The sequence below is a fragment of the Halopiger thermotolerans genome (assembly GCF_054654555.1).
Genome location: NZ_BAAIEU010000004.1, coordinates 200,525 through 224,763, shown reverse-complemented (window position 1 = coordinate 224,763; position 24,239 = coordinate 200,525). Strand labels below are relative to the sequence as shown.

Annotated in this window: 26 protein-coding genes; 14 read left to right on the top strand and 12 right to left on the bottom strand. The window is 68.5% G+C overall.

The window, feature by feature from the left end:
* The first annotated feature begins 5 nt into the window (after window positions 1–5).
* From ACYQ26_RS08735 to ACYQ26_RS08715, 5 genes are all read left to right on the top strand, one after another.
* Window positions 6–1,052: a nicotinate-nucleotide--dimethylbenzimidazole phosphoribosyltransferase gene (locus ACYQ26_RS08735; protein WP_459808509.1), complete on the top strand. Its 1,047-nt coding sequence runs from the start codon at window positions 6–8 to the stop codon at window positions 1,050–1,052.
* On the top strand, window positions 1,042–2,094 hold the full coding sequence (gene cobD, locus ACYQ26_RS08730; RefSeq protein WP_459808508.1) for a threonine-phosphate decarboxylase CobD: 1,053 nt from the start codon (window positions 1,042–1,044) through the stop codon (window positions 2,092–2,094). The genes ACYQ26_RS08735 and cobD overlap by 11 nt, the downstream gene beginning before the upstream one ends.
* Window positions 2,091–2,957 (top strand): adenosylcobinamide amidohydrolase, encoded by an 867-nt coding sequence (locus ACYQ26_RS08725; protein ID WP_459808507.1) that lies wholly within the window; start codon window positions 2,091–2,093, stop codon window positions 2,955–2,957. The genes cobD and ACYQ26_RS08725 overlap by 4 nt, the downstream gene beginning before the upstream one ends.
* Before the next feature lie 26 nt (window positions 2,958–2,983).
* On the top strand, window positions 2,984–3,436 hold the full coding sequence (locus ACYQ26_RS08720; protein WP_459808506.1) for a DUF8009 family protein: 453 nt from the start codon (window positions 2,984–2,986) through the stop codon (window positions 3,434–3,436).
* A gap of 136 nt (window positions 3,437–3,572) precedes the next feature.
* A complete protein-coding gene (locus tag ACYQ26_RS08715; RefSeq protein WP_459808505.1) occupies window positions 3,573–3,782 on the top strand; it encodes a hypothetical protein in 210 nt (69 codons plus the stop codon).
* Between the two features lie 19 nt (window positions 3,783–3,801).
* Here the strand turns inward: ACYQ26_RS08715 and ACYQ26_RS08710 are convergent, their stop codons facing one another.
* Window positions 3,802–4,389 (bottom strand): nucleoside-triphosphatase, encoded by a 588-nt coding sequence (locus ACYQ26_RS08710; RefSeq protein ID WP_459808504.1) that lies wholly within the window; start codon window positions 4,387–4,389, stop codon window positions 3,802–3,804.
* A gap of 56 nt (window positions 4,390–4,445) precedes the next feature.
* Complete coding sequence (locus tag ACYQ26_RS08705) at window positions 4,446–4,646, bottom strand: hypothetical protein (protein WP_459808502.1); 201 nt, start codon at window positions 4,644–4,646, stop codon at window positions 4,446–4,448.
* Window positions 4,647–4,789: 143 nt separating this feature from the next.
* Here ACYQ26_RS08705 and ACYQ26_RS08700 point away from each other — a divergent pair, with 143 nt between their 5' ends.
* Together ACYQ26_RS08700 and ACYQ26_RS08695 are read left to right on the top strand one after the other, a co-directional pair.
* Window positions 4,790–5,305: a hypothetical protein gene (locus tag ACYQ26_RS08700; RefSeq protein WP_459808501.1), complete on the top strand. Its 516-nt coding sequence runs from the start codon at window positions 4,790–4,792 to the stop codon at window positions 5,303–5,305.
* Window positions 5,306–5,426: 121 nt separating this feature from the next.
* On the top strand, window positions 5,427–5,711 hold the full coding sequence (locus tag ACYQ26_RS08695; protein ID WP_120243635.1) for a translation initiation factor aIF-1A: 285 nt from the start codon (window positions 5,427–5,429) through the stop codon (window positions 5,709–5,711).
* A gap of 421 nt (window positions 5,712–6,132) precedes the next feature.
* Here the strand turns inward: ACYQ26_RS08695 and ACYQ26_RS08690 are convergent, their stop codons facing one another.
* Both ACYQ26_RS08690 and ACYQ26_RS08685 read right to left on the bottom strand, forming a co-directional pair.
* Window positions 6,133–6,840, bottom strand: a complete 708-nt coding sequence (locus ACYQ26_RS08690; RefSeq protein WP_459808500.1) for an SDR family oxidoreductase — start codon at window positions 6,838–6,840, stop codon at window positions 6,133–6,135.
* A 137-nt stretch (window positions 6,841–6,977) separates the two neighbouring features.
* The gene (locus ACYQ26_RS08685; protein WP_459808499.1) at window positions 6,978–8,873 is read right to left on the bottom strand and encodes a formate/nitrite transporter family protein; all 1,896 of its coding nucleotides are present in this window, start codon (window positions 8,871–8,873) and stop codon (window positions 6,978–6,980) included.
* A gap of 260 nt (window positions 8,874–9,133) precedes the next feature.
* Here ACYQ26_RS08685 and ACYQ26_RS08680 point away from each other — a divergent pair, with 260 nt between their 5' ends.
* Genes ACYQ26_RS08680 through cruF form a run of 3 tightly spaced genes read left to right on the top strand, consistent with a single transcriptional unit; the run spans window position 9,134 to window position 12,482 of the window.
* Window positions 9,134–10,621, top strand: coding sequence for a phytoene desaturase family protein (locus ACYQ26_RS08680; RefSeq protein WP_459808498.1), 1,488 nt, complete (start codon window positions 9,134–9,136; stop codon window positions 10,619–10,621).
* A 21-nt stretch (window positions 10,622–10,642) separates the two neighbouring features.
* Window positions 10,643–11,587, top strand: coding sequence for a prenyltransferase (locus ACYQ26_RS08675; RefSeq protein WP_459808496.1), 945 nt, complete (start codon window positions 10,643–10,645; stop codon window positions 11,585–11,587).
* Window positions 11,580–12,482 carry a bisanhydrobacterioruberin hydratase gene (cruF, locus tag ACYQ26_RS08670; RefSeq protein WP_459808495.1) on the top strand — a complete coding sequence of 301 codons (903 nt, stop codon included), beginning with the start codon at window positions 11,580–11,582 and terminating at the stop codon, window positions 12,480–12,482. Before ACYQ26_RS08675 ends, cruF begins: the two co-directional genes overlap by 8 nt.
* Window positions 12,483–12,511: 29 nt before the next feature.
* Here cruF and ACYQ26_RS08665 read toward each other — a convergent pair whose 3' ends face one another.
* The 4 genes from ACYQ26_RS08665 to ACYQ26_RS08650 form a co-directional block, all read right to left on the bottom strand.
* The gene (locus tag ACYQ26_RS08665) at window positions 12,512–12,673 is read right to left on the bottom strand and encodes a hypothetical protein (RefSeq protein WP_459808494.1); all 162 of its coding nucleotides are present in this window, start codon (window positions 12,671–12,673) and stop codon (window positions 12,512–12,514) included.
* Between the two features lie 98 nt (window positions 12,674–12,771).
* Window positions 12,772–13,782 (bottom strand): phytoene/squalene synthase family protein, encoded by a 1,011-nt coding sequence (locus ACYQ26_RS08660; RefSeq protein ID WP_459808492.1) that lies wholly within the window; start codon window positions 13,780–13,782, stop codon window positions 12,772–12,774.
* A gap of 84 nt (window positions 13,783–13,866) precedes the next feature.
* Window positions 13,867–15,498 carry a bacterio-opsin activator domain-containing protein gene (locus tag ACYQ26_RS08655; RefSeq protein ID WP_459808491.1) on the bottom strand — a complete coding sequence of 544 codons (1,632 nt, stop codon included), beginning with the start codon at window positions 15,496–15,498 and terminating at the stop codon, window positions 13,867–13,869.
* Window positions 15,499–15,566: 68 nt separating this feature from the next.
* Window positions 15,567–16,838: an ornithine cyclodeaminase, nickel-pincer nucleotide-dependent gene (locus tag ACYQ26_RS08650; RefSeq protein ID WP_459808490.1), complete on the bottom strand. Its 1,272-nt coding sequence runs from the start codon at window positions 16,836–16,838 to the stop codon at window positions 15,567–15,569.
* 478 nt (window positions 16,839–17,316) lie between these two features.
* Here ACYQ26_RS08650 and ACYQ26_RS08645 point away from each other — a divergent pair, with 478 nt between their 5' ends.
* The 3 genes from ACYQ26_RS08645 (at window position 17,317) to ACYQ26_RS08635 (ending at window position 18,271) form a co-directional block, all read left to right on the top strand.
* On the top strand, window positions 17,317–17,475 hold the full coding sequence (locus ACYQ26_RS08645) for a hypothetical protein (RefSeq protein WP_459808489.1): 159 nt from the start codon (window positions 17,317–17,319) through the stop codon (window positions 17,473–17,475).
* 69 nt (window positions 17,476–17,544) lie between these two features.
* Window positions 17,545–17,961, top strand: coding sequence for a peptide-methionine (R)-S-oxide reductase MsrB (gene msrB, locus ACYQ26_RS08640; protein ID WP_459808488.1), 417 nt, complete (start codon window positions 17,545–17,547; stop codon window positions 17,959–17,961).
* Window positions 17,962–18,064: 103 nt separating this feature from the next.
* The gene (locus ACYQ26_RS08635; RefSeq protein ID WP_459808487.1) at window positions 18,065–18,271 is read left to right on the top strand and encodes a DUF2196 domain-containing protein; all 207 of its coding nucleotides are present in this window, start codon (window positions 18,065–18,067) and stop codon (window positions 18,269–18,271) included.
* A gap of 93 nt (window positions 18,272–18,364) precedes the next feature.
* Here the strand turns inward: ACYQ26_RS08635 and ACYQ26_RS08630 are convergent, their stop codons facing one another.
* From ACYQ26_RS08630 to ACYQ26_RS08620, 3 genes are all read right to left on the bottom strand, one after another.
* Window positions 18,365–18,676: a hypothetical protein gene (locus tag ACYQ26_RS08630; protein ID WP_459808486.1), complete on the bottom strand. Its 312-nt coding sequence runs from the start codon at window positions 18,674–18,676 to the stop codon at window positions 18,365–18,367.
* A gap of 79 nt (window positions 18,677–18,755) precedes the next feature.
* Window positions 18,756–19,421 carry an ERCC4 domain-containing protein gene (locus ACYQ26_RS08625; RefSeq protein ID WP_459810730.1) on the bottom strand — a complete coding sequence of 222 codons (666 nt, stop codon included), beginning with the start codon at window positions 19,419–19,421 and terminating at the stop codon, window positions 18,756–18,758.
* 149 nt (window positions 19,422–19,570) lie between these two features.
* On the bottom strand, window positions 19,571–20,209 hold the full coding sequence (locus ACYQ26_RS08620; protein WP_459808485.1) for a phosphoribosyltransferase: 639 nt from the start codon (window positions 20,207–20,209) through the stop codon (window positions 19,571–19,573).
* 177 nt (window positions 20,210–20,386) lie between these two features.
* Here ACYQ26_RS08620 and ACYQ26_RS08615 point away from each other — a divergent pair, with 177 nt between their 5' ends.
* Window positions 20,387–21,163 (top strand): NAD(P)H-hydrate dehydratase, encoded by a 777-nt coding sequence (locus ACYQ26_RS08615; protein ID WP_459808484.1) that lies wholly within the window; start codon window positions 20,387–20,389, stop codon window positions 21,161–21,163.
* Between the two features lie 51 nt (window positions 21,164–21,214).
* Here the strand turns inward: ACYQ26_RS08615 and ACYQ26_RS08610 are convergent, their stop codons facing one another.
* Window positions 21,215–24,118: an MEDS domain-containing protein gene (locus tag ACYQ26_RS08610; RefSeq protein WP_459808483.1), complete on the bottom strand. Its 2,904-nt coding sequence runs from the start codon at window positions 24,116–24,118 to the stop codon at window positions 21,215–21,217.
* Between the last annotated feature and the right edge of the window lie 121 nt (window positions 24,119–24,239).

Genomic DNA, 24,239 nt, shown 5'->3' with positions numbered 1-24,239 from the left:
CAGCCATGCGCGTACTACTCGCAGCCGGAACGACCGACACCGCACTGATCGAGGGGCTAAGCGCCGCCGGCGCGTCCCCGGAACTGATGGCCCACACCCCCGCGGCCGACGCCGAGATCCTCGCGTACGGCGAGCCGGCCGCCGCGCCCGTGACGCCGGTGAGTCCGACCGGCTGTCCGACGCCCGCGGCGGTCACCCGCGCCGTGCGGGAGACGGTCGGCTTCGACGTCGCGGTCGTCGACGCCGGCCTCGCCGAGCCGACGGCGGCGCCGACGGTCGATCTCGGCCCTGCCGAACCGGGCGCGGACGTCCGCGAGCCCGCGGCCGTCCCGGACGCGGCGGCAATCTTCGACCGCGCGTTCGAATACGGCGCGAGCCTCCCGGACGACGAGTTCCTGCTCGGCGAGACGATCCCCGGCGGGACGACGACGGCGTTGGGCGTCCTCACCGCGCTCGGCGAATCGGTCGGCGTCTCCTCCTCGCTGCCCGAAAACCCCCTCAAGCGCAAGCGCCAGGTCGTCGGCGAGGGGCTGGCCGCCAGCGACCTTGAGCCCGGCGCGTGCGAGGGGAGGCCGCTCGAGGCGATCCGCGCCGTCGGCGATCCCGTCCAGCCGGCGGTTGCCGGCGTCGCGGCCGGCGCGCTCGAGTCCGGGGCCGCTGTCACGCTGGCGGGCGGCACGCAGATGGTCGCTGTCGCCGCAATCTTGCGCCACGCCGGTGTCGACGCGGCGCTGTCGATCGCGACGACCTCGTTCGTCGCCGACGAGCGCGGGAGCGAACTCGAGGCCGCCTGCGACCGTCTCGACTGCGACCTCACGGTGACCGATCCCGGCTTCGACGACCACGAGCGCGAGCACGTCGCGATGGCCCGCTACTGCGCCGGCGAGGCGAAGGAGGGCGTCGCGATGGGCGGCGCGCTCTCGCTGGTGCCGGACGGCCAGATGGCCGACGTTCGGTCCCGGTTCGAGGTGGTCTGTGCGCGACTCGGGATCGAAAGCGACGACCCAAGTGGGAACGGATCGAACCACCGAACCGACACCGATGCATCCTGACGCAGTGCGCACCGCCGAGCGCGTCCCCCACGGCGGCGAACCTAACCCGGACGTCCTCGATTTCTCGGCGAACACGAACCCCCGGACGCCCGACGGCGTCGAAGCAGTGTACGCCGACGCGCTCGAGGACGCGCGGCGCTACCCGGACGACGCGTACCCCGACTTCCGGACCGCAGCGGCCCGGTTCGTCGGCTGCGACCCCGACGACGTGATTCCGACGCCCGGCGGGCTGGCCGCGATCCGGCTCGCTATCGAACTCGCGCTCGAGCCCGGCGACGAGGCGCTGGTTCCGTACCCGAGCTTCGGCGAGTACGCCCGCGAAGTCCAGTTGCAGGGCGCCCGGCCGCGGTTTATCCGGTACGACGACCTGTTCGATCTCGGCAGCGAGGGCCTCGAGTCGGCCGCGCTCGCGATCGTCTGCACGCCGAACAATCCGACCGGCGAGGCGGCCGATCCCGACGAGCTGGCCGCGTTCGCGGCCCGCTGCGAGCGGGCGGGCACGACGCTGCTGGTCGACGAGGCCTTTCTCGGGTTTACCGACCTGCCGTCGGCCGCGCTTCGCGCGCGGGACCGCGACCTCAAGAACGTGGTCGTCGCCCGGTCGCTGACCAAACTGTTCGGGCTGCCCGGGCTGCGGGCCGGCTTCGCCGTCGCGAGCGGCCGGCAGCGTGACGCGCTCGAGACGGCCCGCCAGACCTGGTCGCTCGGAACGCCGGCCGCGCGGGTCGGCGCGCACTGCCTGCGGCGGGACGAGTTCGTCCACGAGACGCGCGAGCGCGTCGCGAGCGAGCGCAAACGCCTGCGGGAGGCGCTCGACGGACAGTTCGACGTCCACCCCTCGGACGCCCCCTACCTGCTGTGCGACGTCGGCGACCGCGACGTCGCCGGGGTGATCGAATCGGCCCGCGAGAACGGCGTCGCCGTCCGCGACGCGACGACGTTCCGGGGCCTCGAGTCGCACGTTCGCGTCGCCGTCAAGGATCGCGCGGCGAACGACGAACTGCTCGCCGCGCTCGGCGTGCGGGACGATCCCGACCGATGACGACGGAGCCGACCGACCGCGGTGACGGCGAGCGCGCGTACGAGGCGGTGCGACGGGACGGCGTCCTCCGGGTTCGTCGCGCCAGGTCCGAGACCGCGAGCGACGGCGAGACCGAGTGGCTCTCGACCGGCTGGAACGGCGGCCGCCGGACCGCCGGCTGCGCGTACAACGTCTCGGTTCCGGACGGGTGGGACCGAACCGATCTCGGGGCGTACGTCGACGAACGCCTCGAGCGGGCGGGATTTTCCGAAGGCGGCGGTGGCGACGGCCCCGAAACCCGCGGCGAGCCGCCCGTCCTCCTGACCGGCGTCGACCTCGAGGACGCCCGCGGCGCGCGGTGCGGCCCGGTGACGGTCTACGCCACCGCCGGCATCTCGAATCCGGCGGCGCTGCCGATGGCCCCCGACGCCGACGGCGACGCGGTGCCGACGGACGCGGACACGGGACCGGGGTCGGGCTCGGACTCGAGCACCGAACCGGATCCAACCGGCACCGTCAACCTCATCGTCGGTACGACGCGGGCCCTCGAGCCCGGCGCGCTGGCGAATCTGATCGCCGTCGCCGCGGAGGCGAAGGCCGCGACGCTGCTCGCGGAGACCGGCTTTCCCGGCACCACGACGGACGCGGTCGTTGTCGGCCACGATCCGTCGGGTCCGTCCGTCCCGTTCTCGGGCTCGGGAACCGCAGTTGGAGCGGCGACGCGGGCCTGCGTCCGCGAGGCCGTTCGGGCGTCGCTTCGCTCGCATTACGCGGGGACGGAAACGGCGGTGCCACCGTCGATCGAGGCGGCGACCCACGGCGTCTCTACAGACGTGCGCGCGACCGTGTTTCGACCGGCGGACGAACCCCGGCAGGGCGATTAAATGCGTTCGTGACTAACGGCTCAGCGATGGCAGGGGACGGAGCCGACGAGAGCGATCCGACGCGAATCCGCTCGCTCGCCGTTTCGCCGGAGGACGCCGTCAACGCGTACGCCTACGGGCAGGAAAATCCCGGCGAGGCCGTCCTCCGCGTGACGCCGCCGTTTCACGGCCGGATGCGAGCGCGGATTCACGTCTACCGAGTCGACGATACGCCGGTGACCGGGGCCGTCCACGTCTCGCCCGAGGACGTCATCGACGACGACGTCCTGGCGGCGTATCCCCACCTCGAGGACGAGTTCGCCGACCTCGCGACGGACAGCGTCGAGGAGTTGGACGACGCCGACGCTGAACGTCTCCGAAAGCGCCACGCCGAGGCCGTCGAGGAGTGGCAGGAGCGGGCCGAAACCGCCGTCGCGGAGACGGTGACGCTCGAGACCGACGACGGCCCCCACCGGGTTGAGGTGAAACGACTCGGCTGAGTCGTCCGGCAGCGCCGACGGGGACGTCGCGACAGGGTCCGCGGCGCGGATCCAGAGGAGAGGCGCCGTCCGTCCTGCACTTTCACTTTCACTCCGGACGGATCGGTTTGACGTACCGTCTGTCCGATTGAGAGGTATGGCACTGATCGTAGACGCGGCCGACGACCGGAGCGAGGTGGACAGCCGACGCGAAGGGACCGTGACGACCGCCGAGCGGCGTCGTCGCATCGACGTGACCGACCTCCCGACGGCCGGGATCGAGGAGTTCGTCCGCGCGAACGTCTCGACCGATCGCGTCTCCCTCGAGCACTGCGGCGCGCGGACGTATCTCGTGCTCGAGGAGTGAGAAGCGGGAGCGCGGCCGGTCAGCGGCGAGCCAGCACCCACTCGACCAACCGGCCGGGCAGTTCGTCCCGCGTCGACGGGTCGACCTCGTACGTCGCGACGTCGGGACGCGACTTGACCTCGCCGAGGAACCCGTTCGTGGCGTCGGCCTTGACTGCCGCGAGCACGGGCACCGACGACTCGAGCGCGCGTCGGGTTTCGACGACGAACCGCTCGCTCTCGAGTTGCATCGGCGCGATTTCGTCGATCACGATGCAGTCGGCCTCGCCGCGAGCGCGCTCGAGCGCCGCGCCCGCGACCCGGCCGACGGCCGCGACGTCGACGCGGTACTTGCCGACGTGGGGGCCGGTCTCGCGGTCGACGTGGGCCATGGTCGCCCGGCGATCGGTCGAGAGAGCGGCGATTTCGAAGCCGACGCGTCGACTCGCTTCCTCGTCAGCGTCGCTTTCGCGGATCTCCGGACTGACGAGTCCGCCGACCGCGAGGCCCCGATCGCGAAGTCGGGAGACGGTCCGCTCGAGCGCGGTCGTCTTGCCGCTTCGCGGCGGACCGGTGACGAGCGCGTTGGTGGGGGTGGCGGTGGCGGTGGCGAACTCGCGGTCGGGCATGCGTACCGGCCGGTAGGGCCTCGAGGGCCGAGAGTTTCCCGGCCGCGATCGACCCGCTATCGGAATCGGCGGTAGGCCCGGAGCAGGAGCGAGACGGCGGTGCCGAAGCCGGGAACGCGCGAGGAGACGGCCGCGGAGCCGAGCAGGAGGGCGCCGCTCTTCGGTCGTCCCTTCGCGAACTCCATGACGGCGTCGATGAGCGTCGTGACGACGCCGGCGTTTTTCAGCAGTTTCGTGCGGTCGGACGTGGCTGTCATAGATAGAGCGAGGACGAGCAACGGAAAACGGATCGGGGTTGCATATGCCACGTTCACACCGTCCGATCCCAGCCACGCCCGCGATCGCGGCCGATCGATACCGGGTAGAAAGGCACTTCAGCCCGACCCCCCTTCGACCGGACGTGAGCACCGAGGAGGCCCCTCGCCGCGTGGAAGTCTACCCCGACCGCGAGGTCGTCGTCGAGTTCGATCCCGACCTCACCTTCGAGTGCGTCGACGACTGCACCTGGTGTTGTTACCACGGGGTCTTGCTCTACGACCGGGACCTGCTCGAGTTGGCCCAGCGGGCGAACCTCGCGGAGACGACGACCGACTTCCGCGGCGAGAAGTTCGTCACCCGGGAGGAGAAAGCCCACGACGAGCACGTCGCCGACGACGGCTGCGCCTGCGCCTTTCTCCGGGAGGACGGACTCTGCTCGCTGCACCTCGAGGAGGACTGGAAACCGACGCGGTGTTCGGTCTTCCCGCTCGGCGTCTGGCGCGAGGACGGCGACCTCCACGTCGACATTCGCGATTCGGCCCACGACCACTGCGACGGCCTGAACGTCAGCGAGCGGCGGGTCATCGACAACCTCGAGGCGTTCCTGCCGGAGCTGCTGTGGGATCTCGAGAACCCGGATTCGGACCGCAAACTGTGACCGGCACTCCGTCGACGCTCGTTGTGCCGAACCCCGGGTCTCGAAAACGGATTTTCGGCATCGAGTGATACGTTACCACGACTCTCCAACCCTTTAAACGTCTTCGGTGCGTAGTGATATTGTGACAGAAAACTCCGGGCGTCGGAACCTCCGCATGCCCAACAACGATGAAGTATTCGCCGTCGTCACCGAACACCTCGGTGGAAACCACGTTCAACTCCGCTGTGAAGACGGCGAGGAGCGCCTGGGCCGTATTCCGGGTCGGATGAAGTACCGCACCTGGATCGAGCAAGACGACATCGTCGTCGCCGAACCCTGGGACTGGCAGGATGAGAAGGCCACGATCGAGTGGCGCTACACCAGCCAGGACGCGGACCAGCTCCGCCGCGAAGGTCACATTGACTGATAGCGGTCGCCGTTACGACTAATTTCGTCGCTTTCTCTCGAGAGTACCCGCTAGTGGCGCCACTGCGCGCGTGCAGTCGGCCGCGACAGCGAACGCACCGCTCCTGTAGCTCCCGTAGCGAGTCGCGTCACCGAACCAGCCGCTGGCCTCGAGTCGGCGCCGCGAAAAGCCGCACCGTCACCGCGTCGAATCACTCGGGGCCGACCGTCAGTGGTAGCCGCGCTGTGTCTGGTGCATCATGTCCCACAGCGCGTCTTCGACGGACTCGTCGGCCTGTTCCTCGAGCTTTTCGTACAGTCGTTCCGAGACGGTGACTTCCGGCATCGTTTCACCGTACGCGATCCGGGTTTGTAAATGTACTCGGATTCGAAACTGAGTTAATTATTGCGACGACGGTCACCGTTCGGTACCGATCGGTCGCCTATCGCGTCGCGCGTTTCCACTCTCGCAGCCCGAGCACCGACCCGTCGAGGTCGGCCGCGTCGGCCTCGGTCGCCGCCCAGACGAACAGCCCCGCGACGTCGTCGGGATCTCGGCCGGCGTCGCCCGCCAGGTCCGTCGCGACCTGTCCGGGATCGAGACAGCCGACGACGTAGTCGGTGTCGGCGGCGAACCCGCGAGCGACGGCCTCTGCGGTCGCCTTCGAAATCGCGTAGGAGCCGTATCCCGCCGCGGGCTCGCGGGCGACCGACCCGGTCGGTACGAGTACGCGCGCGCCGTCGTTCAGATGGGGCAGTGCCTCCCGAATCGTCGCAAACACGCCGCGCCCGTTCGTTCGCCAGTGGTCGTCGAACGCCGAATACGACTCGCCGTCCGTCGGCGTCTCTCCCGGTTCGCCGTGATAGACGCCGGCCGCAGGGACGACGACGTCGACGCCGCTGCGGGGTCCCGCTCTCGAGGCCGTCTCGAGGAACCGCTCGACGTCGTACTCGTCGCGAACGTCGGTTCGGAGGCCCGCCGCGGTCGCGGTCTCGGCCGTCGCGTCCTCGAGCGCCGCCACGGTCGCGTTGACCTCCGCGCCGTCTCGAGCGCCGACGACGACCGTCGCGCCCGCCGACGCGAACGCGCCGGCGACGGCGCGACCGATACCACGCGTGCCGCCGGTGACGACGGCTGTCAGTTCGGACATACCTCGCGTACGGTCGGACGGGACTGAAAGCTATCCCCAACGATGTCGGAACCGACCGTCGGCTTCGGTCGGTGACTTCGACGTTCAGGGCGGCGTACGTCGGTCGTCGGTCGAATCCGATTACCGAGTTGGCGCTCTCAGCGACCGAACAGCCGATCGTAGAGGCTGCGATCGGTCGGCCGCTCCGCGAGCAACACCGACGTGTCGACGTCGTTGATGACGTCCAGGTGCAGCGTGCTCGTGACGAGCCGCGAGAGTAGGCCGCGTTCGGTCGCCCCCATCAGGATCATCGTGTGATCGTCGGCCGCGCGACAGATCGCGTCCTCGACGTCGCCCGAATCGTCGACAACGATCTCGGCGTCGGACAGGTCGTGATCGACGGCCCACTCCTTGAGGAACCGTTCGCCGTCGTCGTATTCCTCGGGGCCGTCGACGACGTGGAGGAGGGTCACGTCGGAGCCGACGGTATCGGCGAGCGTGCGCGCGACCGTCGCGCTCAGGTCGGAGTCGGGGCCGCCGGCCGTCGGCAGGAGGAGCCGCGAGGTGTCGATCCCGCGGTTCTTCAGGATGAGATAGTCGCAGGGGAGCTTGGTGGTCAACTCGTTGAGCGGCCGTTCGGCCCGCGCGGCGCTCCACAGCGTGTTCTCGTCCCACGCCATCAACACGAGGTCGGCGTGCTCGCGGTCGGCGGTGTCGAAGATTTCTTCGAACGATCGGTGCGTGACGACCGTCGACGTCTGGCAGTCGACGTCGTGTCCGGTGACCGTCGCACTGAGGTCCTCGAGCAGTCGTTCCGACTCGGAGACGATCCGCTCGCGCTGCCTGTCGGCCGTCGCCGAGCTACCGGGCGTCTGGACGATGTGCTCGACGTGAACGATCGCCTGCTCGTGGGTGCTCGCGAGCGTCGCGGCGAACTCGACCAGCGGCCGTTCGGTCCGGGGATTGGCGATCGGAACCACGATCCGGTAGGTCTCGTCGTCCTCGGGCGCCGTCGTTTCCGCGGTGTCGATCAGCGGGACGTACGACCGGCCGGCGAGGCTCCCGAACGTCCACTCCTTCGGGGTGAGCCGGCGTTCGATGCCGTCGAACCGCGCGGACTCGAGGCGCTCCTCGCTGGTCTGATAGTAGTTGACGACGGTCACCAGCAGGATGCCGCCGAGCGTGTTGCCGAGCAACACCGGGAGCACGAAGTCGGTCAGTCCGACGAGGACGGCGAGTTCGCCGGCGAAGACCAGATAGAGCATCTCGGTGAAGGAGACGACGACGTGGAACAGGTTGCCGAGCGGAATCGCGAGGAAGGCGAGGTAGACGACGACCAGACGGGAGATCGTATCGCGAGAGGCGAAGGTCACCCAGACGACGCCGGCGACGATCAGTCCCGCGAACGCCGCTTTGAAGAACAGTTGCGACCACGACGTCTCGATGCCGTGTCGGGAGATAGACATCGCTGCGTACGCCGCATCGTCGTCGAAGACCCCGCCCCAGGTGAGCGCGGCCGCACCGAGAGCGCCGCCCGCGAAGTTGCCGGCGAGGACGATCGTCCAGTGGCGAAGCAGCATCGGCAGACTGGCCAGCCGCTCGAGGGTCAGCGCGACCGGCGGCAGCGTGTTCTCGGTGTAGAGCTGGTAGCCGCCGATGATGATGTAGATGAACCCGAGCGGGTACAGCAGCGAACTTAGGATCGGATCGCCGTCGGTGGCGCCGTACAGCGAGGCGTACAGCAGAAACGTGATCGTGATCGCGAAGCCGGCGGCCAGTCCGCTGAAGAACAGTTCTCGGTTGCCGGACGTGACCTCCTCGTCGGCGGCCGCGACGATCCGCTGGAAGACCTCGTCGGACGAGAATCGATCGCGGACGACCGAGCCGACCGCCGGGGCGCCGTGTCTTGATCGTTCGACGGCGTCTCGAACGGCCGTGCCCTGCTCGGCTGACGAGTCGGCCGACTCCGCCTGCGTCCGCTGGCCGGAATCGGTGCCGTCCTCGTCCCCTCGAGGGGGCGGAGAGCGTTCGGGTTCGGGTTCGGGATCAGCCATTACGGGGGACGAGTCGGTTGAAGAACTAAGATGTTGGCATTTTCGACGGTTATATTCCGAAACAGATTCGATTTCGAGGCGAATTTCGCGTACACACGTTCAGATAGGACTCGAATCAGAGACAGAACGCAACCCCGCCCTCGAGTCGGGCGACGGCCGCGTTACGACCGCCGGAACGCGGCCGACAAACGGCAAACGAGGCCGGAACCCGACGTATGTATGACGTACGTTTTTCAGGTCGCCGATAGTCACGGCTACTTATGCAATCGCTGGCCGGTTCGTCCGTCGTCGTGATCGGCGCCGGCGTCGGCGGCCTCTCGACGGCGTGTTACCTCGCCGACGCGGGCGCCGACGTCCGGGTGATCGAGAAAAACGAGCAGTTGGGCGGACGCGCGAGTCACCTCGAGCGCGAGGGCTTTCGGTTCGACATGGGACCCTCGTGGTACCTGATGCCGGACGTCTTCGAGCGATTTTTCGCCGACTTCGACCGGACGCCCTCCGATTACTACGAACTCACGCATCTCGATCCCCACTACCGGATTTTCTTCAAAGACGGCGATCAGGTCGACATCACGCCCGACCTCGAGCGGACCAAGCAGGTCTTCGAGGAGTACGAGGCCGGGGCGGGCGAGGCCTTAGAGCGGTACCTCGAGAAGTCCGAGGAGAACTACGAGGTCGGCATGGAACATTTCGTCTACGAGGACCGGCCGCGTCTGCGGGACTACCTCGATCTCGACGTGGCACGCCAGGCTCGCGGGCTCTCGCTTTTGGGTTCGATGCAGGGCCACGTCGAGAACTACTTCGACCACCCGAAGCTCCAGCAGATCATGCAGTACACGCTGGTGTTCCTCGGCGGCTCGCCGAAGAATACGCCAGCGCTGTACAACCTGATGAGCCACGTCGATTTTAACCTCGGCGTCTGGTACCCCGACGGCGGGGTCGCCGCGGCCGTCGACGCAATCGCGGACCTGGGCCGGGAACTCGGCGTCGAGTACGACACGAACCGGCCGGCAACGGAGATCAAGGGACGAGAGGGTGCCTTCCTCGTCGAGACGCCCGACGGCCAGCTCCGACCGGATCTGGTCATCAGTAACGCCGACTACGCCCACACCGAGCAGGACCTGTTGCCGCCCGAACGGCGCGGCTACGACGCCGATTACTGGGAGTCCCGAACCTACGCCCCCTCCGCGTTCCTGCTGTACCTCGGCGTCGAGGGCGACGTCGACGACCTGGCCCACCACACGCTCGTCCTGCCGACCGACTGGGAGGACCACTTCGACCAGATCTTCGAGGACCCCCAGTGGCCCGATAACCCGGCCTACTACGTCTGCGTTCCCTCCGAGACCGACGACGACGTCGCCCCCGACGGCCACAGCGCGCTGTTCGTCCTCGTGCCGATCGCGCCCGGCCTCGAGGACACCCCCGAGATCCGCCAGCGGTACCGCGACAAGATTCTGGGCGACATCGCCGACTACACCGGGACGGATCTCCGCGACCGGATCGTCGTCGAGGAGCGGTTCTGCGTCGAGGACTTCGCGAACCGGTACAACAGCTATGACGGAACCGCGCTCGGGCTGGCCCACACGCTCCGCCAGACCGCGCTCTTCCGGCCGCCCCACCGCTCGAAGGCCGTCGACGGCCTCTACTTCGTCGGCGGCGACACGACGCCGGGGATCGGCGTCCCGATGTGTCTCATCAGCGGCGAGCTGACCGCGGAGAAGGTGCTTTCCGATTACGAACGGGACTAGCGGAACGGGGAGAGCGAACCGATGACCGACGATCTGAATCGCGACGCCGGCGATCGCGACTCGCAGCCCTCGAGCGGCGACCGAGACGCGCGGTCCTCGAGCGGCACCGGGACGACGGACGACGCCGGCCTCCGCAGCCGACTCGCCTACCTGCTGGTCCTCTCGCGGCCGCGGTTCTGGCTCTACCTCGCGGGGCCGGTGCTGGTCGGGGTCGCCTACGCCGCGGAGTCGCGAGCGGACCTCGTCACGCCGGCGTCGGTCGTCCTGTTCGCCTACTTCCTGCTGCCGGCGAACGTCTTCCTCTACGGGATCAACGACGTCTACGACCGCGAGATCGACGCCGCCAACCCCAAGAAGGACGAGAAGGAAGCGCGGTACCGCGGCCAGCGGTACGTCCCCCTCGCGGTCGGGGTCTGCGCGGCGCTCCCGCTGGCGTTCGCGCCGCTGTTATCGCCTACGGTCTGGCCCTGGCTCGTCGCCTTCCTGCTGCTCGGGGCCGGCTACAGCGCGCCGCCGGTCCGGTTCAAGACGACGCCGATCCTGGACTCGGTCTCGAACGGACTCTACGTCGCGCCGGGCGCGGCGGCCTACGCCGCCGTTGCGGGCGCCCAGCCGCCGGCGATCGCCGTCCTCGGCGCCTGGCTGTGGGCGATGGGGATGCACACCTTCTCCGCGATCCCCGACATCGAACCTGACCGCGCGACCGGGATCCGGACGACCGCGACGGTGCTCGGCGAACGGCGCACCTACGCCTACTGCGGCGCGTGCTGGCTCGGCAGCGCCCTCGCCTTTGCCGCCGTCGATGTCCGCCTCGGCGCCGTCATGCTCGTCTATCCCGCCCTAATCGGGGCGATCGTCTCCTCGAGCGTCGCGGTCGACCGCGCCTACTGGTGGTTCCCGGCGATCAACACCGTCGTCGGCGCGGCGCTGACGATGGGAGGACTCTGGAGGGTCGTCCATGGATAGCAGCGGGACCGACGCGCGCGATGCGGGCGGCCCCGCTGCGTACGCGGAACACGGCGAGACGCGTACCGCCGTCCAGCGCCGCCTCGAGACCCTGATCCGAGACAACCGGTTCACGATCGCGGTCGTCTTCCCCGTCGTCGGCGCACTGTTGCTGGTTGCGAGCGCCGAGGACCTGCTCCCGGCGCCGCTGGCGTACAATCCGTTGCTGATCTTCGTCGGCACCGCGGTGATGCGGTCGCCGCTGATCGTCGGCCTCCTGCCGCGGATCGATCGCCAGGCGCTCGCCTGTCTCGGCCTGCTGACGGCCTACACCTACGCGATCGAGACCGTCGGGGTACGGACCGACTGGCCCTACGGCGCCTTCGAGTACGGGATCGAACTCGGGCCGATGCTGGGCGGCGAGATTCCGCTCGCGCTCCCGCTGTTTTTCATCCCGCTCGCGCTGAACGCCTATCTGCTCTCGCTGCTGGTGCTCGAGCGGTGGTGGCCGCGCGGGCTCGAGCGGGCGTCGGTCAGGCTCCCGGTGGCCGTCGCCGCCGTCGTCGCGGTCGACCTCGTCCTCGATCCGGGCGCCGTCGCGATCGGCTTCTGGCGCTACGAGACGGGCGGCTACTACGGCGTTCCGCTCTCGAACTACCGGGGCTGGCTCCTCTCGGGCGCCGTCGCCGTCGCGCTCGTCGACCTGGCCTTCGATCGGGCGGCGCTGCTCGAGCGCGTCCGGACCTGCGAGTTCGCGCTGGACGATCTGGTGAGCTTCGTGCTGCTGTGGGGCGCGATCGACCTGCTGTACGGGAACTGGATCGCCGCGGCCATGGCGGGGCTGTTCTGCGTCGGCCTGTTTAGCACCGATCGCTACGACTGGACGATGGTGCGAACGGCATTCTCGAGCGGGTAGCAGTTCCGAGCCGACAGCGCCCTCGAACGTCAGAGGAAGACGCTCGTGATGCTGTCGCCGGCCACGAGCAGAACGCCGACGGCGAGGAGGGTCAGCGTGAGCCAGACGCCCAGGGAGACCGCGGCGGTGCGGACGAACTCCTGGTCGTGCTCCGTTACTTCGAACGGACCTGAACTGGTGCTTTCGGCCATATCCGAATGTAGTCACTGCGGCCACACGAAAGGGAGTCCACTATATCACGGGCTTTGATAGGCGGTCCCGATTTCGGACGCGAGCGGGCTCGATAGCGTCATCGCGTCGGGAGCCCGTCGCCGCGCTCGGGCCCGCGCGGCTCGGGATCGGGATCGGGCTCGGGGCCGGGCCCGAGTTCGGAGTCGGTCTCCGCGTCCGACTCGAGCGCCGGCACCGCGGAGACGCGCTCGAAGACCGCCTCGGGGTCGCGAGACCACTGCCAGTGCCACCGCGTCTTCGCGAGACACCACAGCTTCCGCGTCGTCGACAGCGACGGTTCCGCGGAGAGCACGTCGTACTCCTGACGTCGGATCAGCGCGTGGTGCTCGGCGTAGAGCACGGCCGCCAGCAGCACCGGCAGTTGGCAGTCCTCGGGGAGGTCCCGAATGCCCGCGACGCCCTCCCGGTACAGATCCTCCGCGCGGCGAAGCTCCTCGCGCATCGCCGCCGCGAACGACTCCGAGTACTCGAGGCGCTCGATCTCGTCGTTCGAGACCCCGTGTCGCCGCAGCGTCTCCTGGGGGAGGTAGATCCGGTCGCGCTCGAGCACGTCCTCGCGGACGTCCCGCAGGAAGTTGGTCAGCTGGAAGGCCTCGCCGAGCCTCCGGGCGTGGGGGAGCGCGGTCGCCTCCGCGTCGGGCTCGAGGTCCATGATTGCGGTCATCATCACGCCGACCGCGGCCGCCGACCCGCGCATGTACGACTCGAGGTCGGCGTAGGTCTCGTACCGGCTCGTCTCGATGTCGGTCACCATGGCGTCGACGAACTCGTCGACCGTCGCGTCGTCGATGTCGTACTCCCGCCGGAGCTCCTGAAAGGCCTCGAGGACGGGATCCTCGGGCTCGACCTCGCCGAGCGCCTGCCCGCGCAGCGACTCGAGTTCGGCCCGCTGCCGTTCGGGGGGCACGCCCTCGGCGTCGTCGACGACCTCGTCGGCGATGCGGAAGAACGCGTAGAGGACGTGCGTCGCGTGGCGAACCCGCTCCGGCAGGAATTTGGTCGCAAGATAGAACGTCTTCCCCGTCCGTCGCTGGATGGCCTTGCCGGCGTCGATGTGTTCCCGTTGCATTGCTAACTTCGACCGAGTCGACGACGCGAACGCAACCGTCACCGACCGTCGGATGTCTGACAACGACAGATGAATATAAAATACCTAGGCCTCACTAGTGGGGTCGCCGGCGAACAGTTCCTCGAGCAGCTTTCGCTGTGCGGCCCGGAGGTGCTGGTGGAACGTCGACCGCGAGACGCCCATCGATTCGGCCAGCTCCTCGCCGGAGACGCCGCGGGGCCAGTCGAAGTAATCGGCGTAGTAGGCCTTCCGCAGCGCCGTCTGCTGGCGGTCCGTCAGCTTGGTCTCGATCGTCGACTGCAGGTCCCGCGGGGTCCGCGTCGGCTGGTCCGTCTCGTGGTAGCTGCGCAGTTCGACGCGGTCGTACCGCGCCTCGAGCAGGTCGTACGCCGAGCGGGCCGCCTGACCGTTGGGCAGCTCCAGCGCCAGATCGAGCACCCGATCGTCGGCGTCGAACCGCTGGATCACGGCGCCGTGGTCGGCCAGCGCGGTGATGACGCCCCCGTCGAGGGCCAACTCGAGGACGACGCTGTCCTCGTACTCGGTCAGCACGGACGCGGCTGCGACGTCCTCGAGGGCAGTTGCAGCGTCGACGGCGCGGTCGGCGTCGGCCGTTTCGACGCGGAAGAACGCCAGCGGCGTGCCGCCCTCGTCGTAGGTCAGCCCGCGGTAGATGACCGTCGTCGACAGCGCTGCGGCGAGTTCCGCGACGAACAGCGACGGATCCTCGATCGTCGCCTCGAGTTCGACGACGGTCTCGGTCGTCAGCATGCGGCGGGCCTCGATCGCGTTCAGCGCCGTCGAGACCGTCTCCGCGAGCGACTCGAGGATCGGCAGTTCCCGCTCGTCGAAGACCGCCGGCTCGGCGGCGAAAAGGGCGAGCACGCCGTAGGTGACGTCGCCGTAGGTCAGCGGGATCGCGGCGACCGAGCGGAAGCGGTCGCCCGCGCCGGTCGGCCACCAGCGGTCGGCGTCGTCGAACTCGTCGAGGTCCTGGATCACGTGTGGCTCCTCGGCCTCGAGCGCCCGGACGGCCGGGTGCGTCTCGTCCGAGTCGAGGACGAGGTCGTCGTCCTCGAGGGGGACGTCGTCCCGGCCGGCCCACTCGCGGGGCGAGACCCGCCGCGTCGTCACGTCGACGCGGCCGATCCAGGCGAGCACGTAGGGGTCAGTGTCGACGAGTCGGCGACAGACCCGCCGCTCGATCTCGTCGCGGCTGCCGGCGCCGACCGCGGCGTCGGTCACCTCGCGGACGAGGCCGTCGACGCGCTCGAGGACGTGCACCAGCGCGCGGTGTCGCTCGCGGGCGCGCTCGGCGGACTCCTCGGCGGCGATCTCGGCCAGCTTTCGGTCGGTGATATCGAGGTGGACGACGGTAACCCGCACCGCACCGTCGACGGTGAACCGGCTCGCCCGCATCATGAACCAGCGCTTTTGCTCGGGCGAGTGACAGGGGTACTCCATCGAAAACGAGTCGCGGTCGCCCTCGAGCACCGACTCGATCCCGTCGGTCGCACGCCGGGCGTACTCGTCGTCGTCCGCGTCCCTCGCGGCGGTCGCGACGTAATTGACGCCGACGTGGTCGTCGGTCGTCTCGACGGCTTCGAACTCGTGCCACGATTGGTTCGTCAGGAGGATCTCGCCGTCGCCGTCGAGAACCGCGACGGTGATCGGGAGCGTCTCGAGGGCGGCGGCGGCGAGTGCGTCCCGTTCCATTACCGAACAGTTCGAACGCGAACCGTAATAACGAACCCGGCGCGGATCAGCTCCTGTGCCGTCGGTCCCTACTCGAGCAGTTCGTCCCGGAGCATCGGGATGAACGTGCCGATGTCGGTGACCATCCCGATCGCCTGCGCGCTGCCGCGATCGAGCAGTTGGGTGACCGTGGCGGGGTTGATGTCGACGCAGACGGTCTTGGTGGTCGAGGGGAGGCAGTTGCCGACGGCGACCGAGTGCAGCAGCGTCGAGAGCATGAGCACGAGGTCGGCCTCGTGGGCCTGCTCGCGGATGGCGTTCTGGGCCTCGATCGAGTCGGTGATCGTGTCCGGCAGGGGGCCGTCGTCGCGGATCGAGCCAGCCAGCACGAAGGGGACGTCGTTCGCGACGCACTCGTACATCACGCCCTCGTCGACGACGCCCTCCTCGACGGCCTCCTCGATGCCGCCCAGGCGAGCGATCTCGCTGATCGTGTAGATGTGGTGTTTGTGCCCCTCCCGCGGGTGCTCCAGGTTCTCCGTGTCGACGCCCAGCGAGGTGCCGTACAGGTCCCGCTCCAGATCGTGGACGGCGAACCCGTTACCGGCGCTGATCGCGTCGATGTAGCCGGCCCCGACCAGCTCCGCGAGGGCGTCCCGGCCGCCGGCGTGGACGATCGCCGGGCCACAGACCGCGAGGACGTTCCCGTCGTTCTCCCGGACTTCGCGCATCTCGTCGGCGATCTCCTCGATGAGCGACTTCGAGGGGCGCTCGCTCGAGACGCCGCCCTGCATGAATCCGAAGGAGCCGCCGCCGTCGCGGGGCCGTTCGGGCGGTTCGACGCGGATGCCGGTCTCGCCGGTGACGACCAGATCGCCCGCCTCGACGGCGTTCAGGACCTTGGTGGAAACCCGCGGCGAATCGCCGTCCGGTTCGCCGGCGTCGCCGGCTCTCTGCGAATCCTCCGGCTCAGTCCGCTCGACCACGAGCGCGCAGTCCATCTCCGGATCCTCGACCTCGACCCACTCGCCGTCGACCCGGACGTAGGTCGGGTGGTTCGTCGTCGAGTAGAAATCGACCGGCACGACCCCGTCCTCGGGCGCCTCCTCGAGCGTCGCGTCGCGGGGGTCGGTGACGGTCGCGCCCTGCTGGTTGAGTTCGTGGAGGATCGCCCGCAGGTCCTCCTCCGTGTCGGCCATGACGGTCATCCGGCAGTACGTCTCGGCGTGCTTGTGGCGGCCGACCTCGAACTCCTCGACCTCGAACTCGCCGCCCATGTCCATCACGATGCCGAAACAGTGCCCCATCGTCCCCGAATCGATGATGTGGCCCTCGAGTTCGACCGTGCGCGCAACTGTCATTGGGGGGAGTTAGACGGGACGGCCTAAGATAGTGAAGGTTTTCGACCGGGTCGGCCTCGCGCCGTTCGCGGCGACCGAGAGCGGTCCGATCGTCTCGAAACGGTTAGTTTCATCATTCGTGATATGATACCATAGCAAACACTTTTGTACGGGGTCGTGGACTCCTCCGACGGAGATCGCACGCGCGTGCAACTCGCCGGCGGTCGGCCGCCGTCGCACCTGTCACGACGGCGATCGAACCACCGGCCGTCGGCCGACGCGACGCGCTCGAGGGAACGCCGGCGACGAACCGGTCGGACCGATCCGCGGCGAGCGGCGGGACGACGAGGAGATCTCCGAGTGACCGGCGGCTCGAGTCGACCGGGGCGATGGCGCCCGACTCGCACCGAACGCCGTCACACGCTCCCCCTTCCTTCCCCGATTCCACTGCGACGATCGCGGAGCAACCTATATGCCACTCGATGGCATACCATCTCGTATGGTCACCGACACAGCCACGGCGCTCTCGCGGTGTCGAAACTGCGGCTTCGAGGCCCCGGGCGGCGACGATGCGTGGGTCCGACTCGAAGTCCCGAAACTGGGGCGGATGACGCAGTGTCCGAACTGCGAGAGCACGGACGTAATCACGCGACGGTGAGATCGTCGCGGCGACGCGACGGCGCCGCCGCGCGGACAGACTCTTGAACGCCACGCCCGTACACGGGGTATGGAATCCGAGCGAGAACCCACCGCGGACGACCTGCCGGAAAGCGACGCGGAGTGGCGCGAGCGACTCAGCGACGAGGAGTACCGCATCCTCCGCGAGGCCGGCACCGAAGCGCCGTTCAGCGGTGAGTACGTCGACCACAAGGAAGACGGCAGCTACGCCTGCGCGGCCTGCGGCGCCGAACTGTTCGACTCCGAGACGAAGTTCGAATCGGGCTGCGGCTGGCCCAGCTTCTACGACGTCGACGAAGAGAAGGTCGAGACCCGCCTCGACACCAGCCACGGCATGCGCCGCACCGAAGTGCTCTGTGCCAACTGCGGCGGCCATCTCGGCCATGTCTTCGAGGATGGCCCCGAACCCACGGGCAAGCGCTACTGCATCAACAGCGTCGCCCTCGAGTTCGAGGACGACGAGTGACGTAATCGCGAGGCGGCGCGAACGGAGCCGGTACGAGGCGCTGGCCGGGCGACGCGAGTGCAGGCAGCATTCTTTTCGACGCACTCGGCCGACCACCACCCGTATGTCGAACGAACGACCCTCCGCCGAGGAGCTCCGTCAGGGAATCACCGTCCGGATCGTCCAGGGCGATCAGGACGTCGAGTCAGCGGACCAGGAGCCGATCGTCGGCGAAGTCGGGACGATCTACGGCGACGATCCGAAGGGGCCGGAGGTCGAACTGAAAAGCGGCGTCGTCGGGCACGTGCAGTCGGTCGTCGCGGACGAGTAACCGGTCGAACTGCGATCCCGCCGCGTACCGTCGTCTCGGTCCGGTCCGTCGCGTCTTCGTCGCGGCAGTTCGACCACAAGTCGACAGGCGTCATCAACCGAGAACGAAGGCCTGCGCGGTGACCGACGAACCGATACCAGCGGCGACGAGGACGCCGGCGGAATACAACAGCGCCCGCTCGCCGCTGAACACTCGCACAGCGACGATTGCCGGGACGGCGGTCACCAGCGCGGCGGGAACCACCGTGTAAATCACGACACCGGGAACGTATCGATCGAACCCCGTCGTATCAAAACCAACCAGTGACAGGACTTGAGCGACCGGTATCGCCGCGGTCGAGGCGAGACACAACAGTCCGAAACCGATCTCCCGCAGTCCGCTATCGGAGTCCGCCGGAAAGACCATACGGATACGCGCACCGTTTCGACCAAATATTTTATCGAGCTGATCTGTTCGCTCAGCGGGGTTCGCGATCGAACGGCCGTTACCGCTCCGAATCGTCCGCGCTCCGAAACGCCGCGTAGATCGTCTCCGCCCGCGTCTCGCCGATGCCGTCGATCCGCGTGAGCTCCTCGAGATCGGCCTCGAGCAGTGACTCGACGGTCGGATACCGCTCGTAGAGCGTGGCCGCCAGTTCGGGGCCGATGCCGTCGATGCAGCCATACATGCGCTTGGTCGTCGGTTCCCTGCGGCTCGCGACGGCGCCGACCGGGAGCCGCCGGCTCGAGGGATCCTCGACGTGTTTCCGGCCGAGTCGGATCGCGAAGTCGACCAGCCGGCTCCGATCGGTGCAGGGGACGACCGGCACCTCGTGGCGGGCCGTGATCGAGGCCATCGAGCCGCGGATCGACTCGGGCGAGACGGCCGTCCGCAGCGACTCGAGGTCGAGGAAGTCGCCCTCGAGGAGGACGTAGGAGTGGTCGTAGGAGTCGGCCATCCGCGCGACCTGCTCCTCGAGGTCGGGCCCGGAGCGACCCATCGCGGTGCTGACGTAGTCGCGGGGCGTCTTCCGCTCGAAGCCGATCGAGTCGATCGCGATGTCGCCCGACGGGAGCCGGTCGACGACGACCTCCGTCACGTCGGGGTGCTCGCGGACGGCCTCGACGAGGCCGGCGGGCTCCCGGTCGTCGACGGTGACGGCGACGCGCATACCCATACGGGACGGAGGGGCTCGAGACGGGAACGGGTATCGGTTCCCGTCCGCGGTTTGCGCCCTCGTGTCCTCGCGTCTTCGCGGCGCCTGCGCGAAAATCCGACTCGAGACGAGCGCCCGGTGGACGCCGCGAGATCCGATTCCGGCTAGGACCCGCCGCCGACCCCCTCGAGGTAGCCGATCGCCTCCTCGTCGGTCACCTGCCCGAACTCGCGGTAGAACTGCCCGACCGCGCGGAAGTTCTCGGGCGTCTCGAGCGCGATCACCTCGTCGGCCTCGCGTTCGAGTTCCGCGACGGACTGGGGCGAGCCGACGGGTACCGCCAGTGCGACGGAGTCGGCATCAGCCGCCCGCACCTGCCGGAGACACGCCGTCGCGGTCGCGCCGGTCGCGACGCCGTCGTCGACGACGAGGACCCGTTTCCCCTCGAGGGACGGCAACCCCGGCGAATCGCGGTACCGGTCCGCTTTCTCGGCGGCGTTTTGGGCCTCCTCCTCGCGAATCTCCTCGAGATAGTCGTCCGAGACGCCGAGTCGGTCGATGAGGTCGTCGTTGTACCAGACGCTGCCGTCGCTGGCGACCGCGCCGAGCGCCAGTTCCGGGTTGTTCGGTGCCCCCATCTTTCGGGCAACGACGACGTCGAGGTCGGCCCCGAGCGCGTCCGCGACCGGCCGCGCGACCGGCAGGGCGCCCCGCGGGATGCCGAGGACGACGTCGGCCTCGACGCCCCGCCGCTCGAGTTCGGCCGCGAGTCGATCGCCCGCCTCGGTTCGATCGTCGAACATGGTCGGGTATAGGCGGTCCAGACCCTATGCGTTACCGCAGCACACGACGGGCGATAGACGCGGCGCGCGGGACGCGGCCTCGAGTACCGGCGATCGCGTCCCGGCAACTGGACCGGACCGGACCGGACCGGAACACGCCTGCCGAATCGCTACCCGTCCCGCTTCGAGAAGTGACGTATGGGACGACTCCAGCGTACGCTCTCGAATATTTCCGAGGAGTCGGGCGAGGACAGCGGCCGCGTCGCCGTCGTCGGCGGCAGCATCGACTACCCGAACCAGCCGGCGATCGTCGGCATGGCGGCGCTGCGGACCGGCTCCGACCACGTCCGGACGCTCGTCTCCGAGAACATCTACGAGATCGTCGCGAGCCACTCGCCGAACCTGCTGGCGAGCTACTACGCCGGCGAGCGGTTCGACGACGACGCCGTCGAGCAGACCTACAACGTCTGCGAGTGGGCCGACGCGCTTGTGATCGGTCCCGGGCTCGTCGACGCGGAGACCGAGGCGGTCTGCGAGACCATCGACGGCGTCGATGTGCCGGTCGTCATCGACGCGCTCGCGATCGAACCCGCACTCAGCGCCGACCTCTCGAACGCGATCCTCACGCCCAGCGGCTCGGAGGACGATCCGATCCACGAGGCCTACGGCTCGTTCGAGACGTTCACGGAGGAGACGGGCGCGGTGATCACGCTGACCGGCGGCGTGGACGAGATCGTCGCGGACGGCGAGCGACTGCACAACGAGACGGGGACCTCGGCGCTGACGGTCGCCGGAACGGGCGACACGCTCGCGGGGATCACGGCGTCGCTGCTGGGTCAGGGGATGGAGCGGACGGAGGCCGCGGAACTGGGCGCCTGGATCCTCGGCAAGAGCGGCGAACTGGCGACGGCCGAGTTCGGGCCGGGCGTGCTCGCGACGGACGTGATCGATCGGATTCCGGATACGATTCGGTGACGGAGAGGGAGGGGAGGGAAGGGGAGACGGCGGATGGTGGACGGCGGCCGATTACTGCTCGTCCACTGCGGGCAGCGTAAACGAGAACGTCGAGCCCGCGCCGGGTTCCGAATCCACCCAAATGTCGCCGCCGTGGCGTTCGACGATCCGTTGACAGAGCGCCAGGCCGATGCCCGTCCCCTCGTACTCCTCGCGGCTGTGGAGCCGGTCGAAGACGGTGAACACCCGATCCTGATCCGCCGGATCGATACCGATTCCGTCGTCTTCGACCGAGAGCACCCACTCCCGCCCGCGGCGGGTCGCGTCGACGCGGATCCGCGGCGGCTCGTCGCCGCTGTAGGTGATCGCGTTCTCGAGCAGGTTCTGGAAGACCTGCCGCAACTGGCTGGCGTCGCCCGACACGCGGGGCAGTTGCGCGGCCGCGATCTCCGCGCCGGTCTCGTCGATCTGGATCTGCAGATCCTCCCGGACGTCGTCGAGCAGGGCGTCCAGGTCGACCGGTTCGAACGGATCGCCCTGCGTTTCGACCCGGGAGTAGGCCAGCAGTCCGTCGATCATCTCGCGCATGCGCTCGGCGCCGTCGACCGCGAACTCGAGGAACTCCTCGCCGTCCTCGTCGAAGGCGTCGCCGTACCGCCGCTCGAGCAACTGGAGGTAGCTCGTGACCATCCGGAGCGGTTCCTGCAGGTCGTGGGAGGCCGCGTAGGCGAACTGCTCTAAGCGCTCGTTGGACTCCTCGAGGGCCCGTTCCCGCTGGGTGCGCTCGAGTTCGAACTGGATCCACTGGGCCATGAGCCGGTGGAAGGTCCGTTCGGCGTCCGTGAACGCCCGGTCGCGCGAGTCAGTCGACACGAAGAAGAACGTCCGATCGGGCTCGTTCTCGAGCTGGATGCGGGTGCCGAGATAGGTTTCGACGCCGAACTCGTCGTACGCGATGGTGTTGCCGAACCCGGCCCGTTCGGGATCGGTGACGTCCGTCACCCGCTCGTCGCTCGTGGCTCGACAGTAGGTCTCCGAGAGCGGCGCCTCCGCGCCGGGCTCGAGGTGCTCGTGGTCGCCGTTCGTGGCCTGCACGGTGAACGAATCGGACGCCGGATCGACTTTCGCCATCCCGCCCAGCTCGAGGTCGAACCGCTCGCAGCCCAGTTCGAACAGGTCGTCCAGCTTCGCCTCGAACGACCGGTCGGGATCGGCGGCGATCCGGCTCAGCGTCTGCTGGTGGTGTTCGCGCTGTTCGCGCTCGAGCTCGTAGCTGATCCACTGGCCCATCAGCTCGATGAACGTCCGCTCGGTATCGGAGAACGGCCGGTCGCGCGGTTCCGTACTCCCGAACCAGAGGGTCCCGTACGGCGTCGATCCGTCCACCACTCGCGTCCCGATGTAGCTCGTCAACCCGAACTCGCGGTGAATTGCGTCGTCTTCCCAGTCGGTATCGCGAACGTCCGCCATGGCGACCGGCTCGTCGGCCTCGATAGTTCGGCGGCAGAAGCACCCGTACCCCGGATCCGACCACAGTTCCTCGTCGGGGTCGACGCCGAGGCCGACGCCCAGCTCCAGGCGGAACTCGCCGCCCCGCGACGGGAGGTGGTTCAGCCCGCCCATCTCGAGGCCGAACCGCTCCCGGCCCAACTCGAGGAGTTGCTCGAGTTTCTCGTCGAAGTTGCAGGTGGTATCGGCCGTGATCCGGTAACTCTCCCGGAGGAACCGCTCGCGCCGCCGGTGTTCGAGTTCGTACTCCACGCACTGTCCCATCAGGTCGAGGAACGTCCGCTCGGCGTCCGTGAACGGGACGTTCCGCGGCCGCTCGGAGGCGAAACAGAGCGTCCCGTACTCCTCGCCGCCGACGTGGACGGTCGTGCCGAAGTACGCGTCCAGGCCGAACCGCTCGTAGGCGGGGTCGTCGGTCCATCCGACCTCGGCCGCGTCACGCACGGCGATCGTCCCGGGCGAGGCGAGCAGCTTCTCGCAGTACGTGTCGCAGAGCGAGTCGGTGACTCCCGCCCGAATGCGGTTGTGATCGCCGACGGCTTCCACGATTTCGAACCTCCCTTCGCCGCGGGTTTCCGTGAAGTAGCCGATCTCGAGATCGAGCCGCTGGCGCCCTAACTCGAGGAGGTTCTCGATTTTCTCGCCGAGCGACGCGGCCGGGTCCGCGATCGTCTCGTAGAGCTCCCGCTGGTACTGCTCGCGGACCTCGATCGTCGTTCGCGCGTCGGCCCGATCGGCGAGCGTCGCGAGCTTCCGATCGAGTTCCCGCGAGGGGCGGTCCTCGCCGAAGTACTCCGCCGGCGGGGTGTAGTAGAAGTTCCGACAGACGGTCGCGTCGCCGTAGACGAGAAACGGATGGGTGTTGAGAACGTCGTGGAGAATCTCCGCCGGAAACCGGTTCCGGTTGTACTGACAGAGGACTGCGTAGTCCTCGCCGTCGTAAATCGGGTTGAGGAGTTCTTCGTACTCGCAGACGTCGTCGAGGTCCGTCCCGTCGTCGTCGAGCGCCCACGTCATCTCGGCGGCCGCCCTGACTCCGGTGAACTCGTCGTCCGTCGCCTCCGCGAGGGCGTCCTCCCAGAACTCGAGCATCGCCTCGGGATCGAACTCGCCGGTCCGGCGGTAGGTGTCCGCGGCCGTGTAGACGGCGAGCGCCCCCGACTCGAGGGCGCGGTCGACCTCGATACCGCGGGTTCGCATCGCCTCGAGGACCTCGTCGACGGTGTTGTCGTCGGCGACGTAGAGACACTGCTCGCCGCGCTCGAGTCCCTCCTGAATGAACGGAATGACGGTTTCGAACTGCTGGCGTCGGTCCTCGTAGATCAGGGCGTAGTGGTCGTTGTCGTCGTGGCTGTCGACCGATTCGGGCAGACCACGGATATCGACGTTCGACTGTGCAGACGTAAATCGGCGTCCGTCGTCGGATGCGGGACGGTGGCCGGTGTGAGTAGATAGCTGTTTGCTCATGAATTCCCTCCGATCGCCCGGCGGTCCGGACGGATACGGATTCTCGGCTTCGGCGGGCGGACTCTCCGTTCCGAACGGTACTCGTCGAAACAAGAGACGGGAGCGAGGGCAAAAAGGGTGT